Below are 20,131 nucleotides of genomic sequence, written 5' to 3'. Positions count from 1 at the left end.
TAAGTTAAAAGATGGAGCAATTACAACGATGCGCTAATTTTAGGACTATCTCGAAATTCATTATGAATAAGCCGGGAATTTGTGCCGGAGAAAACGTTTCTTTTTTTGAGATAATGTCGATTGTAAGTAGTTTTTACGCGAATGGAAAATCAGAAAGAATGACAAAACCCTGACCACAAATCCGTCTATCACATCATTTCCGGAACCTTGACGAAACTGCCGTCTGTAAAACGGCCTAAACGATAAGGCGAAATATCCATCATCGGTTTGACTCCAGTCACCATATCGGCAACAAGTTCTCCTGCCGCCGGGCCCAATGCAAAGCCATGGCCACTGAACCCCGTCGCGACGTAGAAGCCAGGAAGTTCGGCAACATCGGAGATAACCGGAATGAGGTCGGGCGTCGTGTCAATTGCTCCGGCCCAAGCATGCACAACCTGCAAGTCGGACAACTCCGGGATAGCGCGCTTCACATTATCCAAGGCAATTTTCACAAATTCGAGATCGGGTCTCGGGTCCAACACGCGGCAGCGTTCAAACGGCGAAGTCTGGTCGAATTTCCAGTTCGCCGATGCCTCGGGACCTTCGAACCACGGCTTTGAAAGGCGGTACTTAAGCTTCTTGCCGATGTCGTTTCGGTAATTGCGGTAGTACCTTAACGCGTTCTTAACGCCAAGCGGCGCTAAGTCGATGCGGCCAAAACCTGGGACCGCCAACGTGTATGCGCCATCAAGGCGACGACGCAGCGCAAAACCGGGCCCGCTGAAGCAACCGTTGATCACGTTCGGTGCAACAGACGTACGCATAGCGGTGCCAACTACATTGACAGCGGGGATGTCGACGCCGTGACGCCTGCAAAAACGCGAACTCCAGGCGCCACCAGCACATACCACGATGCTTCCCTTGATCAAGCCGCGTTCGGTCCACACTCCGCTGACACGTCCTGCGCTCAGCTCCAAGCCGCGCGCCGAGCAGTTTTGGTAGAGCAGCGCACCGCGGCGCTTTGCGCCCTCAGCAAGGGCGGGCGCCGCGCGCGAAGGCTCAGCGCGCCCGTCGTCGGGCGACCAGACGCCACCCACGTACCGCGGGCCCCCATGAGGAGCGCGGTTACCGATCTCGGTCGAGCTGAGCATATGGCTGACAAACCCGATCTCGCGGGCCCGCTTGCACCAATCGTCCCATTGGGCGATGCTCTTTGCGTCGTTGCTGGCATAAAGAATACCTTCGCGGCGAAAGCCCATGTCAATCTGCATTTCGTCCCGCAATTCGCCCCAGCGACGAAGGCTGCGCATCGCAAGCGGCAGTTCGAACATGTCGCGGTTCTGCTGGCGTACCCAGCCCCAGTTGCGCCCCGATTGCTCTCCACCGACGATGCCCTTGTCGATCAGCGCTACCGAAACACCGCGTCGCGCCAATTCATAGGCGGTAGACGTCCCGACGATACCGGCGCCGATCACAATCACATCGGCCGCGCCCGAAAATCCCGGCGTGTCGTACACCTCTTCAACTCTAAGCATGTCGGACTTCCATCGTTTGCTTAGCCCCGCAACTGGCCAAGACATAGCGCGCCGACATCAAGTCTTCATTCCATATGTCGCCGCAAGAATATCGTTCATTGTAGTGAAAGAAGGGGCGAGCCGGTGATGATCGGTGGCAAAACTTGAAAGTTTCCGTTGTGCGCCGCGGAAAGGGCCGATCAACGGACGGATTCCGAGCGCGGCGCAACGCGTGAACGGGAGGGTTCAAAAATGAACGACGGGCGGCTGTGTGTTCATGATCCACAGCAGGCGTGCCATCTTGCGGCTCTCGTTGCGCACGCTGTGAGGCACCGTGCTCTTGAACTGGAAGCTGTCGCCCGCCCGCAGTTCGGCACGGCGGTCGCCGACATTCAGCACCACCGTGCCTTCGAGCACCAGCCCCGCCTTTTCGCCGACGCCGATGAGCACTTCATCCGAGCCTGCACCCGGTGGCAGCACGATGACCATCATCCGTAGATCGTGATCGCCGTGCGGCGACAGCAGCTCTTTTTGCATGCCGTGCGTGCCGACGTCGAACAGCGGCCGCTCGGCTGCCCGACGCACGAATTCGCCGGCAAGCGGGTCCGAGATCGCGTCGTCCGACTCGAGCAGTGCAGTAAGCGGCACTGACAATGCCTGCCTCAGGCGCTCGAGGATACGCATGGACGGGTTCGCCTTGTTGCGTTCAACCTGGCTCACGGTGCCGACCGACACACCGGCACGTATCGCGAGTTCATTGACGGACAACCCTTGCTCGATGCGCAGAGCCCGTAGGCGAGCGCCGACATCGGCACGACTTGGCTCGGCCACGTTCTTTTTCCTTGGCTGTATTGGCTTCATGCAAACCTCTATAGAAATGGTTCGATCCGCAACGAAGAGTCAAACCTCTTGATCATTATATTGAACACTGTCATAGTGCGCTGAATGTTGAACGCTCAACGGTTGGACGATGCGCAATGCGCTAGCTGAGCAGGATAGCGGCGAACCAGGAATAAAGATGGATGCATACCCGATCGAGGTCGATTTCCCCGATATTGCCGCATACGCGTCCGGCAATGCCGGCATCCCCTACGTCTACACGTTCGACTCAGGCACGGCCGGCCCGCACGTGATGATCAACGCGCTGACGCATGGCAATGAGGTGTGCGGAGCGATCATCGTCGACGAACTGCTGCGCGCGCAGCTGCGCCCCCGTCGCGGCAGGCTCACGCTATCGTTCGCGAACGTGGACGCCTATGCGCGCTTCGATCCAGCCACACCGGACAAGGCGCGCTTTGTCGATCAGGACTTCAACCGCGTGTGGACGGCCGCGAAGCTCGACGATCTCGCAGTGCGTTCGTCGGAGCTCGATCGAGCACGCGTCATGCGGCCAGCAATCGATACGATCGATTTGCTGCTCGACTTGCACTCGATGCACGAGAAAAGCGCGCCGCTTATCGTGGCTGGACCGCTGAAAAAGGGTATCGAGCTTGCGGTGCGCCTCGGCACACCGGGCACGGTGATTTGCGACGAAGGCCATCCCGAGGGACGCCGGATGCGCGATTACGAAGGCTTCGGCGATGAGGTCAGCCCTAAGAACGCGCTGCTCATCGAATGCGGTCAACATTGGGAGAGAAGTGCTGTTACCGTGGCTCGCGACTGCACCGCGCGCTTTCTGCTGCTGGCGGGCATCGTCGACGAAAGCGATCTGCCCGCCGGATGGCTCGCGACGCTGCCCGATGAGATGCGTGTCGTACGCGTGACGGAACCGGTCGTCGCGCGAAGCAACGATTTCCGCTTCGCTGCGCCGTACACCGGCCTCGAAGTGTTCGAGAACGCCGGTACGGTGATCGGTTGGTCCGACGGGCGGGCCATCGTCACACCCTATAACGACTGTGTGCTAGTCATGCCGTCGCTGCGCCAGTTGCGGCCGGGCGTGACCGTGGCGCGGTTTGGCCGAATCGAACAGGAGAAACGCCAAGTGAAAGTCGAGCAAGGCACGCCGAGAGACGAAAACGCCGAAGCGCAACGCATTGCGGCGGTACATAGTCGCCCTCGATCCTTCGTCGACCTCAAAGCGTTCGCGTCGGACGCGAGCCAGGGCGTCGCATCGACTGCTTCGCCGAACGATGACCGCTTCCTGTCCAGCCGCCGCTTTGTGGATCTGGTGCCGGGCCCTGTGACTGCCGGCGTGATTATGCTTGCCGCCGACACAGGTGCCGTATCCGTTCAACCGGCAGACGAAATCCTCGTCGTCTCCGAAGGATCAATAACGTTGAAGCAGGCACAGCGCACGTTCACGCTGAAGGCTGGCAGCAGCGCTGTGATCCCGCAGGGCGCGACCTTTTCGTGGTCGACGCAGGGGCCCGCATCGATCATCTTCATGCGTTATCGCGGCGGCCAGGGTGCCAATAGCAACATCGTGCCGATCGACGATGCTCCGCAGTTGGAGCCGTCGGGCACGCCGCCTGCGGAACTGCTGCTCACGCCCGCACCGCAATGCCGCAATCAGACCGACTATCGTTCGTCCGATGGACAACTGATCTGTGGCACGTGGGATTCGACGCCCTATCAGCGCACTGCGATGTCGTACCCTCACTACGAACTGATGCACCTGCTTGACGGCCGCGTCACATTGATGGACGAAACCGGTCGCGCCGGGACATTTTCGCGTGGCGACGTTTTTCTCGTTGAACAACACGCCCGGTGCAGTTGGGACAGCCGCGAGAACGTCGCGAAGGTGTACGCGATTTATCGCCCGACATAATGGGCTCTATGAAGCCGTACCCACCCGATAGCACGTCGGAATCGCATGCTTTTTAGGGCGCTGATAGATCAACTTATAGCCGCCCGACGACGAACGCGAGTGCGCCGAACTGTAGCTCACAACCTTGCCGTAATCGCCATCGCTGGTGCTGACCTGACTGATGACGAGCGGTGCAAGGACCGGGTCCGTGCGTGCGGAATCGGCATCGATCACACGGCGCACGTGCGAGAGATTCAGCACATACCAATCCGCTTTCATGGCCGCGGTGGGAATCACGAATGGACGATACGCCGGGCCTGCGAAGTGGCTGTCGATAATCATCCACGGGTCCTTGTCGGGGCTACCCAACTCCGACGCCGGAATCGTCTGATTCGGGTTGACGCTCCTCAGGTACGAGGCGATATCCGCGCCGAGACGTGAACCGCGTTGTCCGGCGGTTGTCGGGTCGTAGAGGCTGCCGTCCGGTCCGTTTCTCAGATCGCTGAAGCGCTTGCCCGTCCATGTAATCACGTGCGAGACAACGTACCCGTTCGCGACGTTCGATGGCGCAGAGCCGGCCGCGACCGGAGCGACTTGCGTGATGTACAGCAGATCGCCCGGCCGCAAATGATCAACGAGACTCGCGATGTTGCCTTGATTGATATCGAGCAGCACGCCCGCTTGTTGTTTGTCCACCAATGGGTCGTCGCCCGTCGAGCAGGCCTGCGTGCCGATGCCTGTCTCGAGGTTGCCATCGTCGTGGGTGACGCCCGCGAAGTCATACGCCCATGAGGTGAAGTCGGAGCAGTCCGCGCCTTGCCAGTTGATCTGATCGTGCGGGAGCGCGGTGAGGCTTTGTGCCCCATCGTTCTTGCGATTCGCGGTGCAGGTCATGCCCGAGCTGTCGCCGCCCGACGTGCTGCCCGTCGACGAATTGCGGAATTTCGCGGGGCTGACAGGAGGCAGCCAGCCAGGAATGTGATGGTGGCAATAATTGATGCCTTGATCGACCCAATAATTTTCGACGGCCATCACGAGCTCGCGCTGGAATGCGGCAACGTCGTCGTTGCATGATGCCGTGGTGATCGCGCCGTATACGGCGGCATGTGGCCCCCATGTGCCGCCGCCCGCATAGTTGCTCCAGTTGGCTGCAGTGACACCGTTGCCAAGCAACGCTTGAACGTCGTTCTTGCGGCTCGCGAACAGGGCGAACTGCTCGCCGAGAAGCGCGATGCGATCGTGGCACGCCGCGCTGCTGACGGTGATGGTGGCCGCGTTGCCCGGAATAACCGGATTGAGTTGCGAGATCGACGTGATACCCGAGCGGTTACGTGCGCCGCGGAGGTAGTCAGCGGCGCCCATCGTCAGTGCACAATCGCCAGCGGGGGGCGCGACGAGTGTACCGTCCGACGCGATGTCGCCAGCGCCGGCGTTGCACGCTGCAAGGGTGTCGCCGTTAGCCGCTTGCGCGACGATATTCGCCGTGCTGTCGGCGATCGAAATGCCCGCCGACGAGCGGCTTTGCGATTCCGCGCCGAGCGCGAGTGCCATGATGGCGCCGGGCGTGACGGCCGCGGAAGTACCTGTCGAAACGAACGCCGGCGCGGTCTGCTGCACGTCGATGTTTCCCGCGAAAGCGTTCACGCGCGACCTGGCATCTGCAATGTTGGTTGCGGTTAAACCGCCGGCAGCACGGGCGTCCGAGACGACTGCGTTTGAATACACCGACACCACCATTTGCGACGGGGCCGACAGATAAACGGCATCCAGTTCTCCCGAGAGGTTGGCGCTTGTGCCCGTCGACTCCTCTTCATAGCTTCCGCCCGTCACGCGGATGAACAGCGGATAGCGCAATGCGTGCCAGAACGAGAAAGAGCCGTCGCCTGCGGTCGTTGTAGTGGCGAGCGGTTCTTGCGCCATGCTGCCGTCGGCGTTCAGCGTGTAAGCAGAAACCGTCGCATTGGCGACGGCCCCTAGGTATACGCTGCCCGACATGGCAGGCGTCGACGATCCGCAGGCGGCGAGGCTCAGTGCAAGCGTGGCGCTGGCCACGAAAGTGATAATGGGTTTGGCTGATCGCACGATAAGAAAGAAAAGGGAGTGGAGGCGGTCAACTGTTGCCGACGCCCGGCCGCCTTGGCGTAACGTATTGAGAGCGTAAGAGAGGCACGTCGCGAGCAATTCAGCAAATAGCGAAACGAATCTACCGTTGTCTGCCGAATTGCCATGTGTGAGCCCCTATGGGGTCCGGTCGGTAATGGCTAGATGTACGGGGACGCTTCATGGTAGTTACTATACCGGCCGAGATTTGTATAGTAACGGCGAGCCTTTCGACGTCGATCGATCACTGACGACACGTCCGCGTCAGCACCAACGTTACCGCCCAAAATCCAAGCGCGGCCATGCTGATTGTGAAGCCGAGCACGCAAACACCGATCCAGCCGGCCCGTACATAAACATAGGTGGACGCTGCCGCACCAAGACCACTCCCAGCCGAATAGAACAGCATGTAGCAACCGACCAGCCGACCATGTGCTTCCGGGCGAATGCGAAAGATCATGCTCTGGTTGATAACGTGAACCGCTTGGCCGCCGATATCGAGCAGTACGATGCCCGCTATCAACGCGAGCATGCTGTCGCGCATGAACCCGATCGGAATCCACGACATAAGCAGGCACACCAGTGCGACGCCGGTTGTCCACTGTCCGAAACCTCGATCGGCCAAACGTCCCGCTCTGGCCGCGGCTAGTGCGCCAACCGCACCGACTAGCCCAAACGCGCCGATTTGAGTGTGGGTCATCAAGAACGGGGGTGCGCTGAGCGGCAACACGAGCGCACTCCAGAAGATGCTGAACGCCGCAAACATCAGCAGCCCGATGAGACCGCGTATCTGAAGCAGACGTTCCGACGCAAGCAAGGCGAACATCGACCTAAGCAACTCGAAGTAGGTCAGTTTCACATTTATCGCTCGTGGCGCGGGCAGCGCGTTTGACAGCGCGAACAGCATGACGATGGCCTGCGCGGCCGAAATCAAATATACCGAGCGCCAACCGAGCAGATCGGACACGACACCAGCGAAAGCGCGCGCCAGCAGCAGTCCGATTACTACGCCGCTTTGCACTGCGCCGACAACCCAGCCGCGCTCCGATTCCTGCGCGAGCGCCGCGGCGTACGCGATCAGCCCTTGCGTCATGGCGGTGCCGAGCATGCCGATTGCTGCCATGTCGATCAGCAGCATCAGCGGCGTGCGCACGAATCCGATCATCATCAACGCGGCGCACAGCAGTCCTAGTTGTACCGAAATCAACCGCTTCCGATTAACGAGATCGCCGAGGGGTACGACGAGCAGCAAGGCCAATGCGCATCCTAGCTGCGTGGCAGAGATCACGCCTCCGACCGCCGCCGGGCCGATGTGGAAATCAGCCGCAATCGCGTCGAGTAACGGTTGCGCGTAGTAGACGTTTGCGACGCTCAGCCCACCACAGGCAGCCAGAAGCAACACCAGCACGGGCGAAACGCAGTGCCGCCCCTCAGCTGCGCACGATTCGATAGCGTGCACCGCAACGGACTGCGTGCTGTCGCAAGTCATATGTCACCTCTATGCAGTTGCAAATTAAAACTATGGAAGTATAGTCAGCGTGTTTTAAAATGCAACTAGTCGGTCGCATTGACAGCGCAGGGCGCGCGGTTTTGGCAGGTTTCGTATCGGTTCGTCGGTTTAACAGGGGGTGTCGGATGGCTCGACGAAAGAGTCTTGCAGCTTCATCGTGTCCCGTTGCACGCGCAGTGGATATCGTCGGTGACCGGTGGGCGTTGCTGATCGTGCGTGACGCGTTCGACGGCGTGCGCCGCTTCGGCGAGTTCCAGGAAAATCTCGGCATTGCGCGCAACATACTCACCGACCGCTTGAGGCTTCTGGTTGCAGCGGACGTCTTTGAAGTCGTCCCCGCCTCGGACGGCTCCGCTTATCAGGAATATGTGCTGACGCGGAAGGGCGAAGCGCTGTTCTCGGTCATCGTCATGTTGCGGCAATGGGGCGAGGCGCACTTGTTCGCACGCGGTGAAAAGCATTCGCAGCTCATCGATCGTGCAAGCGGCAAACCCGTACCGAAGCTAGGCGTGCGCCGCGCGAACGGTGCCGTATTGACGCCAGCAGGAACGTTCGTCAAGAAGGTCCCTGCACCGAGCCCGGATAGTAAGTAGCGCGAGCAAGCAAATGGCCCGTGAAGAACATCGATGAATGCGCTATAAACTGAGCAAAGTTCCGCTTAATGACTCATTTATAGCGCATGACGCTATCCACTTCATACAAACGTCTGGACCGGAACGCTGGATCTCGACGACAGCACGGGCGAAGCGCCGGGGCCCAGCTTGGCTGAATTTACGTACGCGCGGTCTTACCTCATCAGCCGCACATACGTCAACCGAAAGCATCGTGCAAGACGATCGTATCCTCGCGCTCTGGTCCCGTTGCAATCAACGACACCGGCACGCCTGTTATCGTTTCGATTCGCTTGATGAAATCGCGTGCTTGTTGCGGCAAATCGCCGAACCGCCTTGTTCCTTTCACCGATCCGAGCCAGCCTTTTAGCCGCTCATATCGCGGCAATGCGCGTGATTGTGCCGCGATACTCGCGGGCAAATAGTCCATCGGCTGGCTGTCGATTTCATATCCGACGCACACGTCGATGTAATCGAAGCCGTCGAGCACATCCAACTTCGTCAGCGCCAACGAGTCGATCCCCGACACTTTGACACTTTGCCGCAACTGTGCGGCGTCGAGCCAACCACATCGCCTTGGCCGTCCCGTGTTGACGCCGACTTCGCGTCCTTTCTCTCGCAGCGTCGCGCCAATATGGCCCGCTTGCTCCGTTGGAAAGGGGCCGCCCCCGACGCGGGTTGTGTAGGCCTTGGTTACACCCAGCACATGCCCGAGTCGCGATGCCCCAAGCCCTGTGCCGGCGGCGGCTGCCGATGCTACGGTGCCTGACGAGGTCACATAGGGATAGCTGCCCCAGTCCACGTCGAGCATCACCGCTTGCGAGCCTTCGAACAAAATCTTCTTACCGGAAGCACAAGCGTCATCGAGAATGGACCAAACAGGGCGGACGAATCGGAGCAAGCGGGGTGCGATATCCAATAGCGCCGGCAGCATCGAATCGGAGTTGAATCCCTCGAGCCCGAGCCCCATTAGCCAGGCGTTGTGATAGTCGACGAGCGCATCGAGTTTTTCCGCGAGCGAGTTCGGCTCGGCCAGATCGCAGACGCGCAGCCCTCTCCGGCCAACCTTGTCTTCATAGGCGGGGCCGATACCGCGCAGTGTCGTACCGATCGGCTCGCGTCGATGCTTTTCCTGCGCGAGGTCTATCGCTTGATGAATGGGCAAAACGAGCGTCGCGTTCTCGGCGATCATCAAGTTGTCCGGCGTCACGTTTAACCCGGCTTCCGCCATACGGGCGATTTCGGCGAGCAGCGCGTGCGGATCGAGCGCGACGCCATTGCCGATCACGCCGAGCTTGCCCCGCACGATCCCGCTCGGCAGTAACGCGAGCTTGTAAGTCCTGCCATCGACCACGATCGTATGGCCGGCATTGTGACCGCCGTTGTATCGCGCGACGATGTCGGCTGCTCCGGCCAGCCAATCCACCAAGCGCCCTTTTCCTTCATCGCCCCATTGAGCACCTACCACAACGACATTCGACATACTCCGAGCTCCGTGTGAGAATTCCGAACAGCAGCAAATGCATGGCGTGCTTTCATCGGTAATGTAGCGGCGCGATGACTCGGCAATCAAACGATTAATCCTGATAGTTCATGTGACGAAAACTCACCCGAAAACCACATGATCAGAAAACTCCCCCCTTTGAATTCGCTACGAGCCTTCGAGTCAGCCGCGCGTCTTGGCAGCTTTTCGATGGCCGCTGATGAGCTCTGCGTGACGCATGGTGCAATCAGCCGGCACGTTCAACAGTTAGAGGCGTGGTTGGGGCACGTGCTCTTCGTGCGTTACAACAGACGCGTCGAACTCACGGAAGCAGGGAGTCGTTATCTCGCCGAAGTCGGGGCGGCGTTCGATCGAATAGCACTGGCTACCGCGCAGCAAATGCAACACGCAGGGCAAAAGGTGTTGCGTATCAACGCGCCTGCGACCTTTTCTCTGCGTTGGCTCGTGCCAAGGCTCTCTTCGTTTCAGCTCGTCAATCCCGGCGTGGAAGTGCGGCTTTCCACATCGAACGAGCCGATTCAAAAACTGCGGGACGAGGTTGACCTGATCATTCGAGGTGGTCCGCAAAGCGTCGATGGATATGTTGCGGAAGAATTCCTTTCCGAGGTACGTCTTCCGGTTTGTGCGCCGAAGTTGCTCGTAAAGAAGCGCTTGAGAAAGCCCGCCGATTTAGCGAAGTTCACGCTGCTGCATGCGGCGACCTATCCGAGCATGTGGCCCGACTGGCTGGCGGCGACGGGCCATCCCGGTCTGACGCCGCGGCAATCGTTGACGTTCGAACACTTCTATTTGACGCTGCAGGGTGCGCTCGATGGGCTTGGCATTGCGATGGGGCCAATAGCGCTTGTCGCGGACGATATTGCTGAGGGCCGGCTCGTGGTTCCGTTCAAGGAACCCGCGCTGCCGGCTTGGCGGTATTTCACTTATATAGCGGCTTCGAGAGCGCAAGACGCCGCGGTGCTGGCGTTCAAGGATTGGTTGACGGTGGCCGGTGGTGCCTAGCGTCCGGCCCAAAAAGCTCGCTTCATACAAAGCGCCCGCCGCCATCGACATGCAGAACTTCGGCATTCGTATATCCATTGCTTAGCAAAAACGCAATCGCATCGCCGACTTCCTCCGGATAGCCGATGCGGCCACCGGGTAAGGCGGAGCTTGCTTGAGCGAAGATCTCGGCACGATCTTCCGAGCCAAATACGTCGAACAGCGGGGTGTCCACGAACCCAGGCGAAACCACGTTGACCCGAATGGGTTTGAGTTCAAGCGCCAGTGACCGGGCGAGCGCTTCGATGCCGCGCACCGCAGCCGCGATAACCGAAGTTCCTTGCCCCGTTGGACGATCAGCGAGCTGTCCACTCGTCAGCACGATCGAGGCCGTAGATTGCATCAGTGGCAACGCGGCCTTGATTGCGTAGACGGGCCCGGCGATGCGTTCGTGCAAAGCGGCCAGAAGCCGATCAGGATCGCTGTCGGCCAGCTTGCCGGTAATGAAGGTGCCGGCGCAGATGACAAGATGATCGACACGCGTCATCGTTTGGAACAACGCTTCGACAGCGCGTCGGTCGCCGATGTCGGCAACCGATGTCCGAGCGCCGCCAATCGTCCGCGCCGCGGCTTCCAGCTTCGAGGCGGTTCGCCCAATCAGAGTCACTTCGGCGCCACGCGCTTTGGCTGCTGCAGCTGCCGCGAGGCCGATTCCCGAACTGCCGCCAAACACAACGACGTGGGCATCCAGGAGGGACGATTGCATCGTGGATTTCATTGTTTTCTCGTCAACGGAAGTGAAGGTGAACGAACGATACGTCATTCCGTAGCGTTGCAGAATGAGCGACAATCGCATATAGCCCATTCCACAGAGGAATCTCTTGGATTCACTTATATCTATGCGCTTGTATGCGCGTGCGCTTGAGCTAGGCAGTCTTTCAGCGGTCGCCAGGGAAGAAAACATCGGCCAGCCGACTATGAGCAAGATGATTTCCGCGATCGAGAAAGACCTCGGCGTTCGGCTGCTCCATCGAACAACGACAAGCTTGACACCGACCGAGGAAGGTCGACGGTATTACGAGCGGTGCAAGCAGATACTTGAAGAGTATGCCGAAGCTGTCGCGGATGTGTGGGGGCAGACGCAACGACCGGTAGGCAAGCTGACAGTTAGCGCGCCTATCGGGCTTGGCGAATTACGCCTCAATGCCCTCGTTCTCCAGTTTCTGGAAAAGTATCCCGAGATCGAAATTGAACTGAACTTGACCGATCGCATCATCGATCTCGTCGACGACGGAATCGACGTCGCAATCCGTATCGGCGACGAACTTCCGCCGAACGCGATCGCGCGTGGCATCGCATGGTCTTCACGATTGCTGGTCGCGACACCCGAATACGTCAAACGCGCGCCTCGCGTCCGCAGGCCAGAGGATCTGCTCAAGCATCGGTACATCGGTTATGCACGCGCCCCCATCGGCACTCGGCTTGAATTCTCCAAGGGCACAGAGAAGATCGTCATTTCGGCTGAGGGCCGATACAACGTCAACAGCTCGCTGGCCCTACGCGAATGTTTTCTGAAGGGTGCCGGCGTAGGCAGCGCTCCTGCGTGGCTTGTTCAGGACCTGATCGACGCAGGTTCGCTCGTTCCGCTGTTACCGAAGTGGGACTTGCCCCGCCATACGATTCACCTGATATCGCCATCGCGCAGATATCAGCCGCTGCGGGCTCGCGTTTTCCTGGAGTTCATGGCCGAACATATTCCGGCGCTACCGGGCCTTCATGCGGCTACGGTTCGCTGACGGCAATCGCCCGTCTTTCGTTCAGGCCAACGTTGCATATCCCAGCGCAAGCGCATCGCGCTCCATCGTTTGAATCGCCGCGTAGTCGTCAATCGTAAGCCGCGCGAAGCCCTGCATCCGCAGCCGTTGCGCCCGCTGACGATCGGCCAACAGCGCCGCATCCAGCGCCTGCTGCATTCGTAACAACCTCTGAGCGCCAAGCGCCCGCGAAGCGATCAACGGCAAGCCCGGCACGCTCGCCGTCGCCCCAATTACCCGTACACTCGTCGCGAGTCCCGGCAACTCATCCCGCACGAAGGCAAACGTCACGCAATCGATTGCAGCAACGTCAGCGTCTCCCGCAGCAACCATCCGCAACGAATGCAAATGCGATCCGCTCTTGACGGTCGATGCAAAGAACCGCCCATTGCACGCGAGCGGCGCGACTGCATGGCGCAAGGCATTCATACCGCTATTGGAGTCATCGTCGTTATAAGCTGCACGCATCCCGCGGCAATCGGCCAGCGTAGCGACATCGCGCGCGCCGCCGCTATTCGAGCTCACAACAATGACACTCCGATAGCGCGGGCCATGGCACCCATCGGCGTCGAACATCGGCGTCGCGACCACATTCACGTCGCGCCCGAGTCCATGCGTGAGCGGGTAGCCGCACGTTTGCGACAGCAGCAGATCATCACGTCGCCATAACGCGCCCAACGCGCCGAATGGTTCATCAAGCAGTGTCACATCGGCTGATGTATCACCATCGAAGGCAATCCTCACGACATCGTGCAAGAACGCGCGCCAGAGCGATCCAAGCGCAGGCGTGACGTTGTACATCGGCAATGCGGCGACCCAGTGTGTTCGCATGTGAGGACCGTATCGAGTCGTGCATCGAGCGGATGCCGAACCGGCTCGGCGCATCGGAACGCAAATTCAGTATGCCAGCGGCCATACCCATCGACGACAAAATGGCCGCTGCGTTCGCGATAACCCGTTCGCCGCTCGAGATATACGCGACGCAGTGCAAACCACGGCACGCCTGGCAAATCATGATGAACAAGATGATAGTTGTTATTAAGGAATAGCAGGCGCCAGAACCATCCCGCTTCGTTAATCACACTACGCTCGGCTATCGACGCCGCAGGCCGATGCTCTCGAAACGAACGCACCGCGCTGAGCGAAAGCGCCGGATAAGCGACGCCCATCAGGAAGTGCAACGGACCCATGCCGCATTGGCGCTCCAGCCAAATGAGCAACAGCACAAGCAATTGCACATGCACGATCCATATCGGTACTTCGCGCAGGTCGCCGGCTAAAACCTTACGGCACGCTTGCGCAAACACGCCCGCAATTGAAAACGCGGGTCCGATCGCAACGCGGCCAACAAACGTATTGCGAAGCTTCAGCAATGCGCGCATCAGCGCGGAAGTCGCATGCCATTGGCTCGACGAAACGAAATAGCTTTCCGGATCGTCAACCGATGTCAGTCGCTGGTCGTCGTGGTGACGCAAATGCTCGGCACGATATAGCGCGTATGGAAACCAAGCCGCCAACGGCGCGATGCCGAGCAACGCATTGACGCGCGGCCAGCGAGTAGGGTGGCCGTGCAGCAACTCGTGCTGCAGCGAGGTGTACCACGTGCTCACTAGCGATAGCAGTGCAGTGGTCAGCGGCAATCCAAGCTGTCTGACATGCAGCGCAAGTCCGAACCAACTGCCGTAGACTGCGACGACCAACAGCCACGTTGGCCACTCGCTACGCCAGCGCCACGATGTTGCGCGCAGCGCGAGTTCCCGGCGCTGTGCACTGTCCAGATAGTGAGCCATCGGCACTTCACCCCGCCACCATGATGCGAATGTCGATATTACTGAGCTGAGCCGCGGCCGCAAAACAACCGAACAGCATTTGTAAAGCAGTACTTCGGTCATTTGCATTTCGTCAATGCGCGAATGACGCTTTCTAACAAAGCTTTCAGAGGAAACGATGACGAACCCGAACATATCGAACACTTTTCTGTTTGCCGGCCGCCCGGTCAACCGTTTCGGCTACGGCGCCATGCAGCTTGCCGGGCCAGGCGTGTTCGGTCCGCCGAAAGATCGCGATGCCGCTATCGCTGTCCTGCGCGAAGCACTGGCACTCGGTGTCAATCACATCGATACCAGCGACTTCTACGGACCGCATATCACCAATCAAATCATTCGAGAAGCGCTGCATCCTTATCCCGACGATCTGACGATCGTCACCAAGGTCGGTGCGGTGCGAGGCGAGGACGCCTCATGGATCGCAGCAAGTGAGCCGAAAGATGTCGAGCGGGGCGTCCATGACAATCTGCGCAATCTTGGCGTCGATGTACTCGACGTGGTCAATATGCGGATCATGAACGATGTGCATGCGCCCGCTGAGGGAACAATCGAGAAACAGGTGGTGGCACTCGCCGAGCTTCAGCGCAAAGGTCTCGTCCGTCACATCGGTCTGAGCAACGCAACGTCAGCACAAGTGGAAGAAGCGCAGCGCATCGTCGAGATCGCCTGCGTTCAGAACCAGTACAACCTGGTGCAGCGAAAGGACGACGCGCTCGTCGATGCACTCGCAGCCAAGGGCATTGCTTATGTGCCGTTCTTCCCATTGGGCGGATTCTCGCCAATCCAATCTTCTGCGCTATCGGGCATCGCCGAGACGATTGGTGCAACGCCAATGCAAGTGGCGCTCGCTTGGCTGCTTCATCGCGCGCCGAACATTTTGCTGATTCCGGGCACATCATCGCTGCAACATCTGCGTGAAAACATGCAGGCTGCGCAGATCGAGCTGTCGGACGAAGTACGCGCCGAACTCGACGCAATTGGTCAAGGTCAAGGTTAACGTTAAGTCAGCGAAAATCCGTGAGTGCCACGCACTCATGCCGAAGCGAACGCATACCGGTGCTTGCCCGTTCGCTTCACGTGATACATGGCTTCGTCGGCCGCCGCCAGAAGACGCCGATAGTCGTCGACGGCATCGGGAAAACCGGCGATGCCGATGCTCGCGCCGACCCCCGAGATCGCCCGCTCTTGCGCCACCTCGTCGACACAAGTCACGAGACGTTGCGCGATCGCAGCCAGTTGAGTCTTGGATGAGAACTCGTGGACCAGCAACGCGAACTCGTCACCGCCAATTCGTGCCACGACGTCGGTGGTACGGACGGCGCGACGAAAGCGCTCAGCGACTGCGGTCAAAAACTCGTCGCCGGCCCGATGACCGCGCGTGTCGTTGATGCTTTTAAAGCCGTCCAAATCGACGTACAAAACGGCGATTCGGGGAGCCGGCGCGTCATGCGGTGCGACCGCCGCCGCTTCCTCGAGCGCCTGTAGCAGCTTGCGACGATTCGGCAGCCCGGTCATCTCGTCGTGCATCGCTTCGCGCCGAAACGCGTGCGATTCGTCCCATAGTTGCCGAATGTGCCGTGTGTACATGAACAGTGCCGTGACGAGCGCCCCAAGCACGGATACGGTAATCACGATGAGCGTGTCGGCCACGCGCGAGATGCGCATTCTCAAATCCGACGCTGTCTGCTCGCGACGCTCCTGCCATTGCGCCGAGACGCGCTCGAGCAATGCATCGATTTCGCTCGGCGACGCGTCGCGCAAACGTGTTGGCCTTGGAATATAGGCCGGCTCGAAGGGGCTCGATGCGACCAGCGTCGAGAGCGCCGTTAACCGCGCAACGAGGTCGGCGCGCGCCGCATCCGGCTCATCGGCGGACACCCCCGCATCATCGCTCGGTTTCTTGGTCTGGACGACGGACACGGCGGCAACGCGGCTACGCCCGATCGCTTCGAGCACGAGCGCGATATATTCCTGCCGCAATTGATCGGAGAATATCGCCCGCATTTGCAGCGCCAGAAACAGCATGGCTGCCAACAGAAAAATCAACGACGCAATAGCGACCGTCGCCGGACCCGAACGCACTGAGGGCGCTGAGCGCATCCACGGCAAACGCGCGTGCACTCGCGCGGCGTGGGTCTGCCGATGCGCGCTATGGGCGGGCGAAGATGTGCGGCCCATCTGACGCGCCATGCCGGCGGTAGCTCACGCGATGAAAGAACGAGCCGAGCCGGGCGAACGGGGTATGGTTCGTCTTCGTTCGCGGGGTGGTATCGGCGCGAGCCTTCCCATTGGTTGTCACGCGCGGCGATTGCTGTACGGGTCGCTGCACGATGACGGGCGCGACGACAGGCGAAGCAGTGGCGACCGGTGGGCCGGATTGCAGCGCTTCGCGTGCACTGACGATGGCCTCGGCATAGGCACGTTGGTCGCGATCGAACCAGATGCCGTAGGCGATGGTGCCCGATACGCCCACGGCCAGCGCCGTAGCCGATGCTACCCAGAGGGCTAGGCCGCCGTATGTTGGCCGTGACGCCGAGGGCGCAAGATTTGCATCGGTTGTAATTTCGCCTGAATCGTTTCGCTCGACATTAAGCATGGATTGCTCGATCTCTCGTTTAACAGATTCGCGCGGAACCCGGCCACGTCGGGGCGCGGCATCGGTTCGCCGCTACGACGCACAGGGCGCTTGATCGTTGTCGTTCGCCGACCGGCGCTTGACCGCTGCGGTAATGAGCATGTTTCGTGCCCAAAAGTAAAAGACCTGCCAAGTGCCATTCGGCACGTGACAGGTCTCGGCTACTGCAGCTCGGTTTATCTTTGGCTATTGCCCCGTATACCCGACCGGCGCGATAACGTTCGCCTTCGTCACGCTCGCGTTTGACGATACGACGTAGATTGGCGTTTCGGTAAGCTTTACGTTCACCACGCCGTTCGAATAAGCCAGCGTGCTCGCATTGCCCATCATGTCGAGCACGGTCACTTTGCCGCTCGTGCCGCTGGCGTCTACCGTCAGCGCGTAATTCGTGCTGTAAGTCGAGCTATAGGCGCCACTCGAGGTCGGCCACTGGCCGTTGTTATGCGTCCACAGCGCGGTGATAACGGTGTTGCCGCCAAGTTGTTGGAAGGCGTAGCCGTACACCATCGAGGGCAGTCCGCGCATGCGTCCCAGAGTTTGGGTTCCGTCGATGATGCGTGTCATCGCAGCGAATGCCATTGCCTCGGGCTTCGGACTCAGGTTCGTTGCGCCGTATTGCCCCTGAGCATGCGCGTTGTCGAAGAACGAGCCATAGCCCACTTCGTCGGGATAGTCAGGGCCGTAGAAGAAGTACGTTACCTGTGCGCCCTCGCCAAGAATGATCAGATGCGCGCGTGCCGCCACGGCTGCTTGCGCGTACAGCTGGTTGGCCGACGGATAGTTGGGCCCGTAAGCAGCGCCTGGATCGTAACTGATGCCGAGTTCGGTCGACCACAGCCGCATGTTTGGTTTGATCGACTGCATCTGCGAGCGCAGCGATTGCATTTGCTTATCGAGCGCATTGGCCACGTTCGCCGGGTCGGGATCGGTGTCGTAGAGCTCGGGCGGATGCGCAGGGTACGTTCCGGCGTTGTAGTAGCCGTGCGTCGCCACACCATCGATGTACTTGCCCAATCCCAATGCCGCGTAGGTCTGCAGATAACCTGCAGTGCACTGCGTCTGGCAGTTGGCCACCAGCGGGTTCGTGGTGCCCATGACGACTGCGTTCGGATCGGTCGCATGCAAGCCGGCGTAGACCGCAGCGTACATCGCTACGAAATTCGACGCTGAATCGGCCCATTGCGGCTCCCACGTTACCTGGTAGTAGTTGTTTTGTTGGCTCGGGAAGTAGGCCTGGCGGATCGATGCCGTATCGGTGCCCACGCGCGACATGTAGTTGCGATAGTAGGTGAGGTCCTTCGGTGCGTGCGTGTCGTCCTGGAATCCGCCCGTTGGGCTGGCCCAGGCGGGAATGCCGTCGAGGCGTACGAGACGCATCGTCTTTCCGCTGGTGTAGGAGGCGTCGAGCGCGGACGGCGAAGGCGTCCAGGTATTCGGCCCGTTGGGCTCCATCGCGGAAAGCTCGCGATCGTCGATCGTCTGCGATGCGCCGATAGCCGAGAGCGCGGCCGCATTGCCATTGAACCCCTGCATCCCGAAGCGGTGTTGATCCAGGTGTGCGAACGTGACGGTCGGCACGATGGCGGATACGTTCGGCAAGATACCGAACGTCGCGATGCCGGTGGGCCGTGTACCCGCTTGCGGCAGCGTACCGCCCGCCTTGGTCAGCGTTGCCGTCACCGCGAAATAGCCGCCGAGCGACGACTGGCACGATAGCGTGTTCGTCTGCGCACCGCTCGCTACTGCAAACGTGCCGCTACCCTTGATGGCACCGATATGGTCTTGTATGGACCACACGACGGTATCGGCTGCCGGCGCGGACGTGACGAACTGCAGCTTGAAACTGCTGCCGAGTGCGAACACACGGGTTCCGTTTGCGCTTGGCGTATCCGCGGAAATCAAGCCATTGGGGCTGCCGCCTGCGGCTGCAGTGGCTGCCGAGCAAGTGATCTTGCCGCTGGACGTCGATGTCGATGTCGACCCCGATGTGCTGTTGGCCGTGGTGCCGGATGTCGGACTCGTAGTCGTGGTCGACGTTGTGCTCGGGGCCGTGGCGGTAGCCGCGGACGAAGCAATCCAGCAGCTCTTGCCGATCCCATAGGCAGGGTCGCCGCCGAATGCCGCGTTCGTGCAGGCCGTGCCGCCCGTGAAGCTCTTCGTGATGTTGTTGGCTGTTGTGCTGCCGCCGTAGAGAACCGTCGTTGTTCCCGTGAACGCGCAAAAGCTGTTTTCAGCAGCGCATTTGGTCCACGAGGACGATGACGTCGCCGATGTGCTCGTCGTCGTGCTACTCGATGTTCCGCCGCCGTACCAACAGCTCTTCTGATATCCGTACGCCGGGTCCGTTTGGGAGACGACGCCGTTGGTGCAGCTCACGCTGTTGGTGAACGGCCCACTTAGCGTGTACTTGAGAGGACTCGCGGTACCGAAGACAACGTTTGCGCTGCCGGGGAACGAACAGACCTCGCCCTCCGATGCGCAGCGCGTGTAAGTGACCCCGTTTATATAAAGGGTGCTTTGCGCATAGGTGGAAGGACTCAATAGCGCGATGCAAAGCGATATCGATGCAAATAGAGCGCCAGTAAAAAGTTTTCTGATGCGGGGGCGGCATCGGGAATTGGCGGAAAAAGAAAGATAAGAGAGCTTGAAAACGGACACGGTGTGACACCTGTATTACGTAGAGTCTAAGGAAACGGGCCCGGCGTATGCTACAACACGTCAAATTGAAATAGTCAGAAAAAATTCCCATCATTTGAAATGACGATAATGCCTGAGCGATAAATACAGGGAAGAAACTACTGATAGATTCGCGAACCGGTGACGCCAAAATGCACGCGCATCGTGAGGTTGCACAAATTTCCGGATAATCCAGATAGTTCAAATAATTTTAAAAACTTATATCCTGTCT

At 59.7% G+C, this 20,131-nt stretch carries 17 protein-coding genes and 1 pseudogene; 7 read left to right on the top strand and 11 right to left on the bottom strand.

Annotation, left to right across the window (positions count from 1 at the left end; genetic code table 11):
* Positions 1–188: 188 nt before the first annotated feature.
* Positions 189–1,517: an NAD(P)/FAD-dependent oxidoreductase gene (locus ACSQ20_RS23390; RefSeq protein ID WP_436024686.1), complete on the bottom strand. Its 1,329-nt coding sequence runs from the start codon at positions 1,515–1,517 to the stop codon at positions 189–191.
* 225 nt (positions 1,518–1,742) lie between these two features.
* Positions 1,743–2,327 carry a cupin domain-containing protein gene (locus ACSQ20_RS23385; RefSeq protein ID WP_436024685.1) on the bottom strand — a complete coding sequence of 195 codons (585 nt, stop codon included), beginning with the start codon at positions 2,325–2,327 and terminating at the stop codon, positions 1,743–1,745.
* Between the two features lie 187 nt (positions 2,328–2,514).
* Between ACSQ20_RS23385 and ACSQ20_RS23380 the strand changes: the two are divergent.
* Together ACSQ20_RS23380 and ACSQ20_RS23375 are read left to right on the top strand one after the other, a co-directional pair.
* Positions 2,515–3,465: pseudogene (locus ACSQ20_RS23380) on the top strand (M14 family metallopeptidase); the annotation flags it as partial.
* Positions 3,466–3,693: 228 nt separating this feature from the next.
* Positions 3,694–4,263 carry a cupin domain-containing protein gene (locus ACSQ20_RS23375; protein ID WP_436025843.1) on the top strand — a complete coding sequence of 190 codons (570 nt, stop codon included), beginning with the start codon at positions 3,694–3,696 and terminating at the stop codon, positions 4,261–4,263.
* Between the two features lie 6 nt (positions 4,264–4,269).
* Here the strand turns inward: ACSQ20_RS23375 and ACSQ20_RS23370 are convergent, their stop codons facing one another.
* Both ACSQ20_RS23370 and ACSQ20_RS23365 read right to left on the bottom strand, forming a co-directional pair.
* Positions 4,270–6,237 carry a hypothetical protein gene (locus ACSQ20_RS23370; RefSeq protein WP_436024684.1) on the bottom strand — a complete coding sequence of 656 codons (1,968 nt, stop codon included), beginning with the start codon at positions 6,235–6,237 and terminating at the stop codon, positions 4,270–4,272.
* A 349-nt stretch (positions 6,238–6,586) separates the two neighbouring features.
* Positions 6,587–7,831: an MFS transporter gene (locus ACSQ20_RS23365; RefSeq protein ID WP_436024683.1), complete on the bottom strand. Its 1,245-nt coding sequence runs from the start codon at positions 7,829–7,831 to the stop codon at positions 6,587–6,589.
* A gap of 146 nt (positions 7,832–7,977) precedes the next feature.
* Here ACSQ20_RS23365 and ACSQ20_RS23360 point away from each other — a divergent pair, with 146 nt between their 5' ends.
* Positions 7,978–8,445 carry a winged helix-turn-helix transcriptional regulator gene (locus ACSQ20_RS23360; protein WP_436024681.1) on the top strand — a complete coding sequence of 156 codons (468 nt, stop codon included), beginning with the start codon at positions 7,978–7,980 and terminating at the stop codon, positions 8,443–8,445.
* A 217-nt stretch (positions 8,446–8,662) separates the two neighbouring features.
* Here ACSQ20_RS23360 and ACSQ20_RS23355 read toward each other — a convergent pair whose 3' ends face one another.
* Positions 8,663–9,946, bottom strand: a complete 1,284-nt coding sequence (locus ACSQ20_RS23355; RefSeq protein WP_436024679.1) for an adenylosuccinate synthase — start codon at positions 9,944–9,946, stop codon at positions 8,663–8,665.
* Between the two features lie 138 nt (positions 9,947–10,084).
* On the opposite strand from ACSQ20_RS23355, the gene gcvA reads away from it, so the two are divergent.
* Positions 10,085–10,969 carry a transcriptional regulator GcvA gene (gene gcvA / locus ACSQ20_RS23350; RefSeq protein ID WP_436024677.1) on the top strand — a complete coding sequence of 295 codons (885 nt, stop codon included), beginning with the start codon at positions 10,085–10,087 and terminating at the stop codon, positions 10,967–10,969.
* Between the two features lie 22 nt (positions 10,970–10,991).
* Here the strand turns inward: gcvA and ACSQ20_RS23345 are convergent, their stop codons facing one another.
* Positions 10,992–11,933 (bottom strand): SDR family oxidoreductase, encoded by a 942-nt coding sequence (locus ACSQ20_RS23345; protein ID WP_436024675.1) that lies wholly within the window; start codon positions 11,931–11,933, stop codon positions 10,992–10,994.
* Between ACSQ20_RS23345 and ACSQ20_RS23340 the strand changes: the two genes are divergently transcribed.
* Positions 11,830–12,744: a LysR family transcriptional regulator gene (locus tag ACSQ20_RS23340; protein ID WP_436024673.1), complete on the top strand. Its 915-nt coding sequence runs from the start codon at positions 11,830–11,832 to the stop codon at positions 12,742–12,744. The two genes, ACSQ20_RS23345 and ACSQ20_RS23340, sit on opposite strands and share 104 nt — an antisense overlap.
* A gap of 21 nt (positions 12,745–12,765) precedes the next feature.
* Here the strand turns inward: ACSQ20_RS23340 and ACSQ20_RS23335 are convergent, their stop codons facing one another.
* A complete protein-coding gene (locus ACSQ20_RS23335; protein ID WP_436024671.1) occupies positions 12,766–13,563 on the bottom strand; it encodes a phosphate/phosphite/phosphonate ABC transporter substrate-binding protein in 798 nt (265 codons plus the stop codon).
* Positions 13,503–14,552 carry a fatty acid desaturase gene (locus ACSQ20_RS23330; RefSeq protein ID WP_436024669.1) on the bottom strand — a complete coding sequence of 350 codons (1,050 nt, stop codon included), beginning with the start codon at positions 14,550–14,552 and terminating at the stop codon, positions 13,503–13,505. Before ACSQ20_RS23330 ends, ACSQ20_RS23335 begins: the two co-directional genes overlap by 61 nt.
* A 157-nt stretch (positions 14,553–14,709) precedes the next feature.
* On the opposite strand from ACSQ20_RS23330, the gene ACSQ20_RS23325 reads away from it, so the two are divergent.
* A complete protein-coding gene (locus ACSQ20_RS23325; protein WP_436024667.1) occupies positions 14,710–15,585 on the top strand; it encodes an aldo/keto reductase family oxidoreductase in 876 nt (291 codons plus the stop codon).
* A 35-nt stretch (positions 15,586–15,620) separates the two neighbouring features.
* Here ACSQ20_RS23325 and ACSQ20_RS23320 read toward each other — a convergent pair whose 3' ends face one another.
* From ACSQ20_RS23320 to ACSQ20_RS23310, 3 genes are all read right to left on the bottom strand, one after another.
* On the bottom strand, positions 15,621–16,766 hold the full coding sequence (locus ACSQ20_RS23320; RefSeq protein WP_436024665.1) for a diguanylate cyclase domain-containing protein: 1,146 nt from the start codon (positions 16,764–16,766) through the stop codon (positions 15,621–15,623).
* Positions 16,738–17,184 (bottom strand): hypothetical protein, encoded by a 447-nt coding sequence (locus tag ACSQ20_RS23315; RefSeq protein WP_436024663.1) that lies wholly within the window; start codon positions 17,182–17,184, stop codon positions 16,738–16,740. Before ACSQ20_RS23315 ends, ACSQ20_RS23320 begins: the two co-directional genes overlap by 29 nt.
* 225 nt (positions 17,185–17,409) lie before the next feature.
* The gene (locus ACSQ20_RS23310) at positions 17,410–19,020 is read right to left on the bottom strand and encodes a hypothetical protein (RefSeq protein ID WP_436024661.1); all 1,611 of its coding nucleotides are present in this window, start codon (positions 19,018–19,020) and stop codon (positions 17,410–17,412) included.
* Between ACSQ20_RS23310 and ACSQ20_RS23305 the strand changes: the two genes are divergently transcribed.
* On the top strand, positions 19,010–19,324 hold the full coding sequence (locus ACSQ20_RS23305; RefSeq protein WP_436024659.1) for a hypothetical protein: 315 nt from the start codon (positions 19,010–19,012) through the stop codon (positions 19,322–19,324). The genes ACSQ20_RS23310 and ACSQ20_RS23305 overlap by 11 nt on opposite strands.
* Positions 19,325–20,131: the final 807 nt, after the last annotated feature.

The sequence above is a fragment of the Trinickia sp. LjRoot230 genome (assembly GCF_964253315.1).
GTDB lineage: Bacteria > Pseudomonadota > Gammaproteobacteria > Burkholderiales > Burkholderiaceae > Trinickia.
This window is presented reverse-complemented; position numbering and strand designations above follow the sequence as displayed.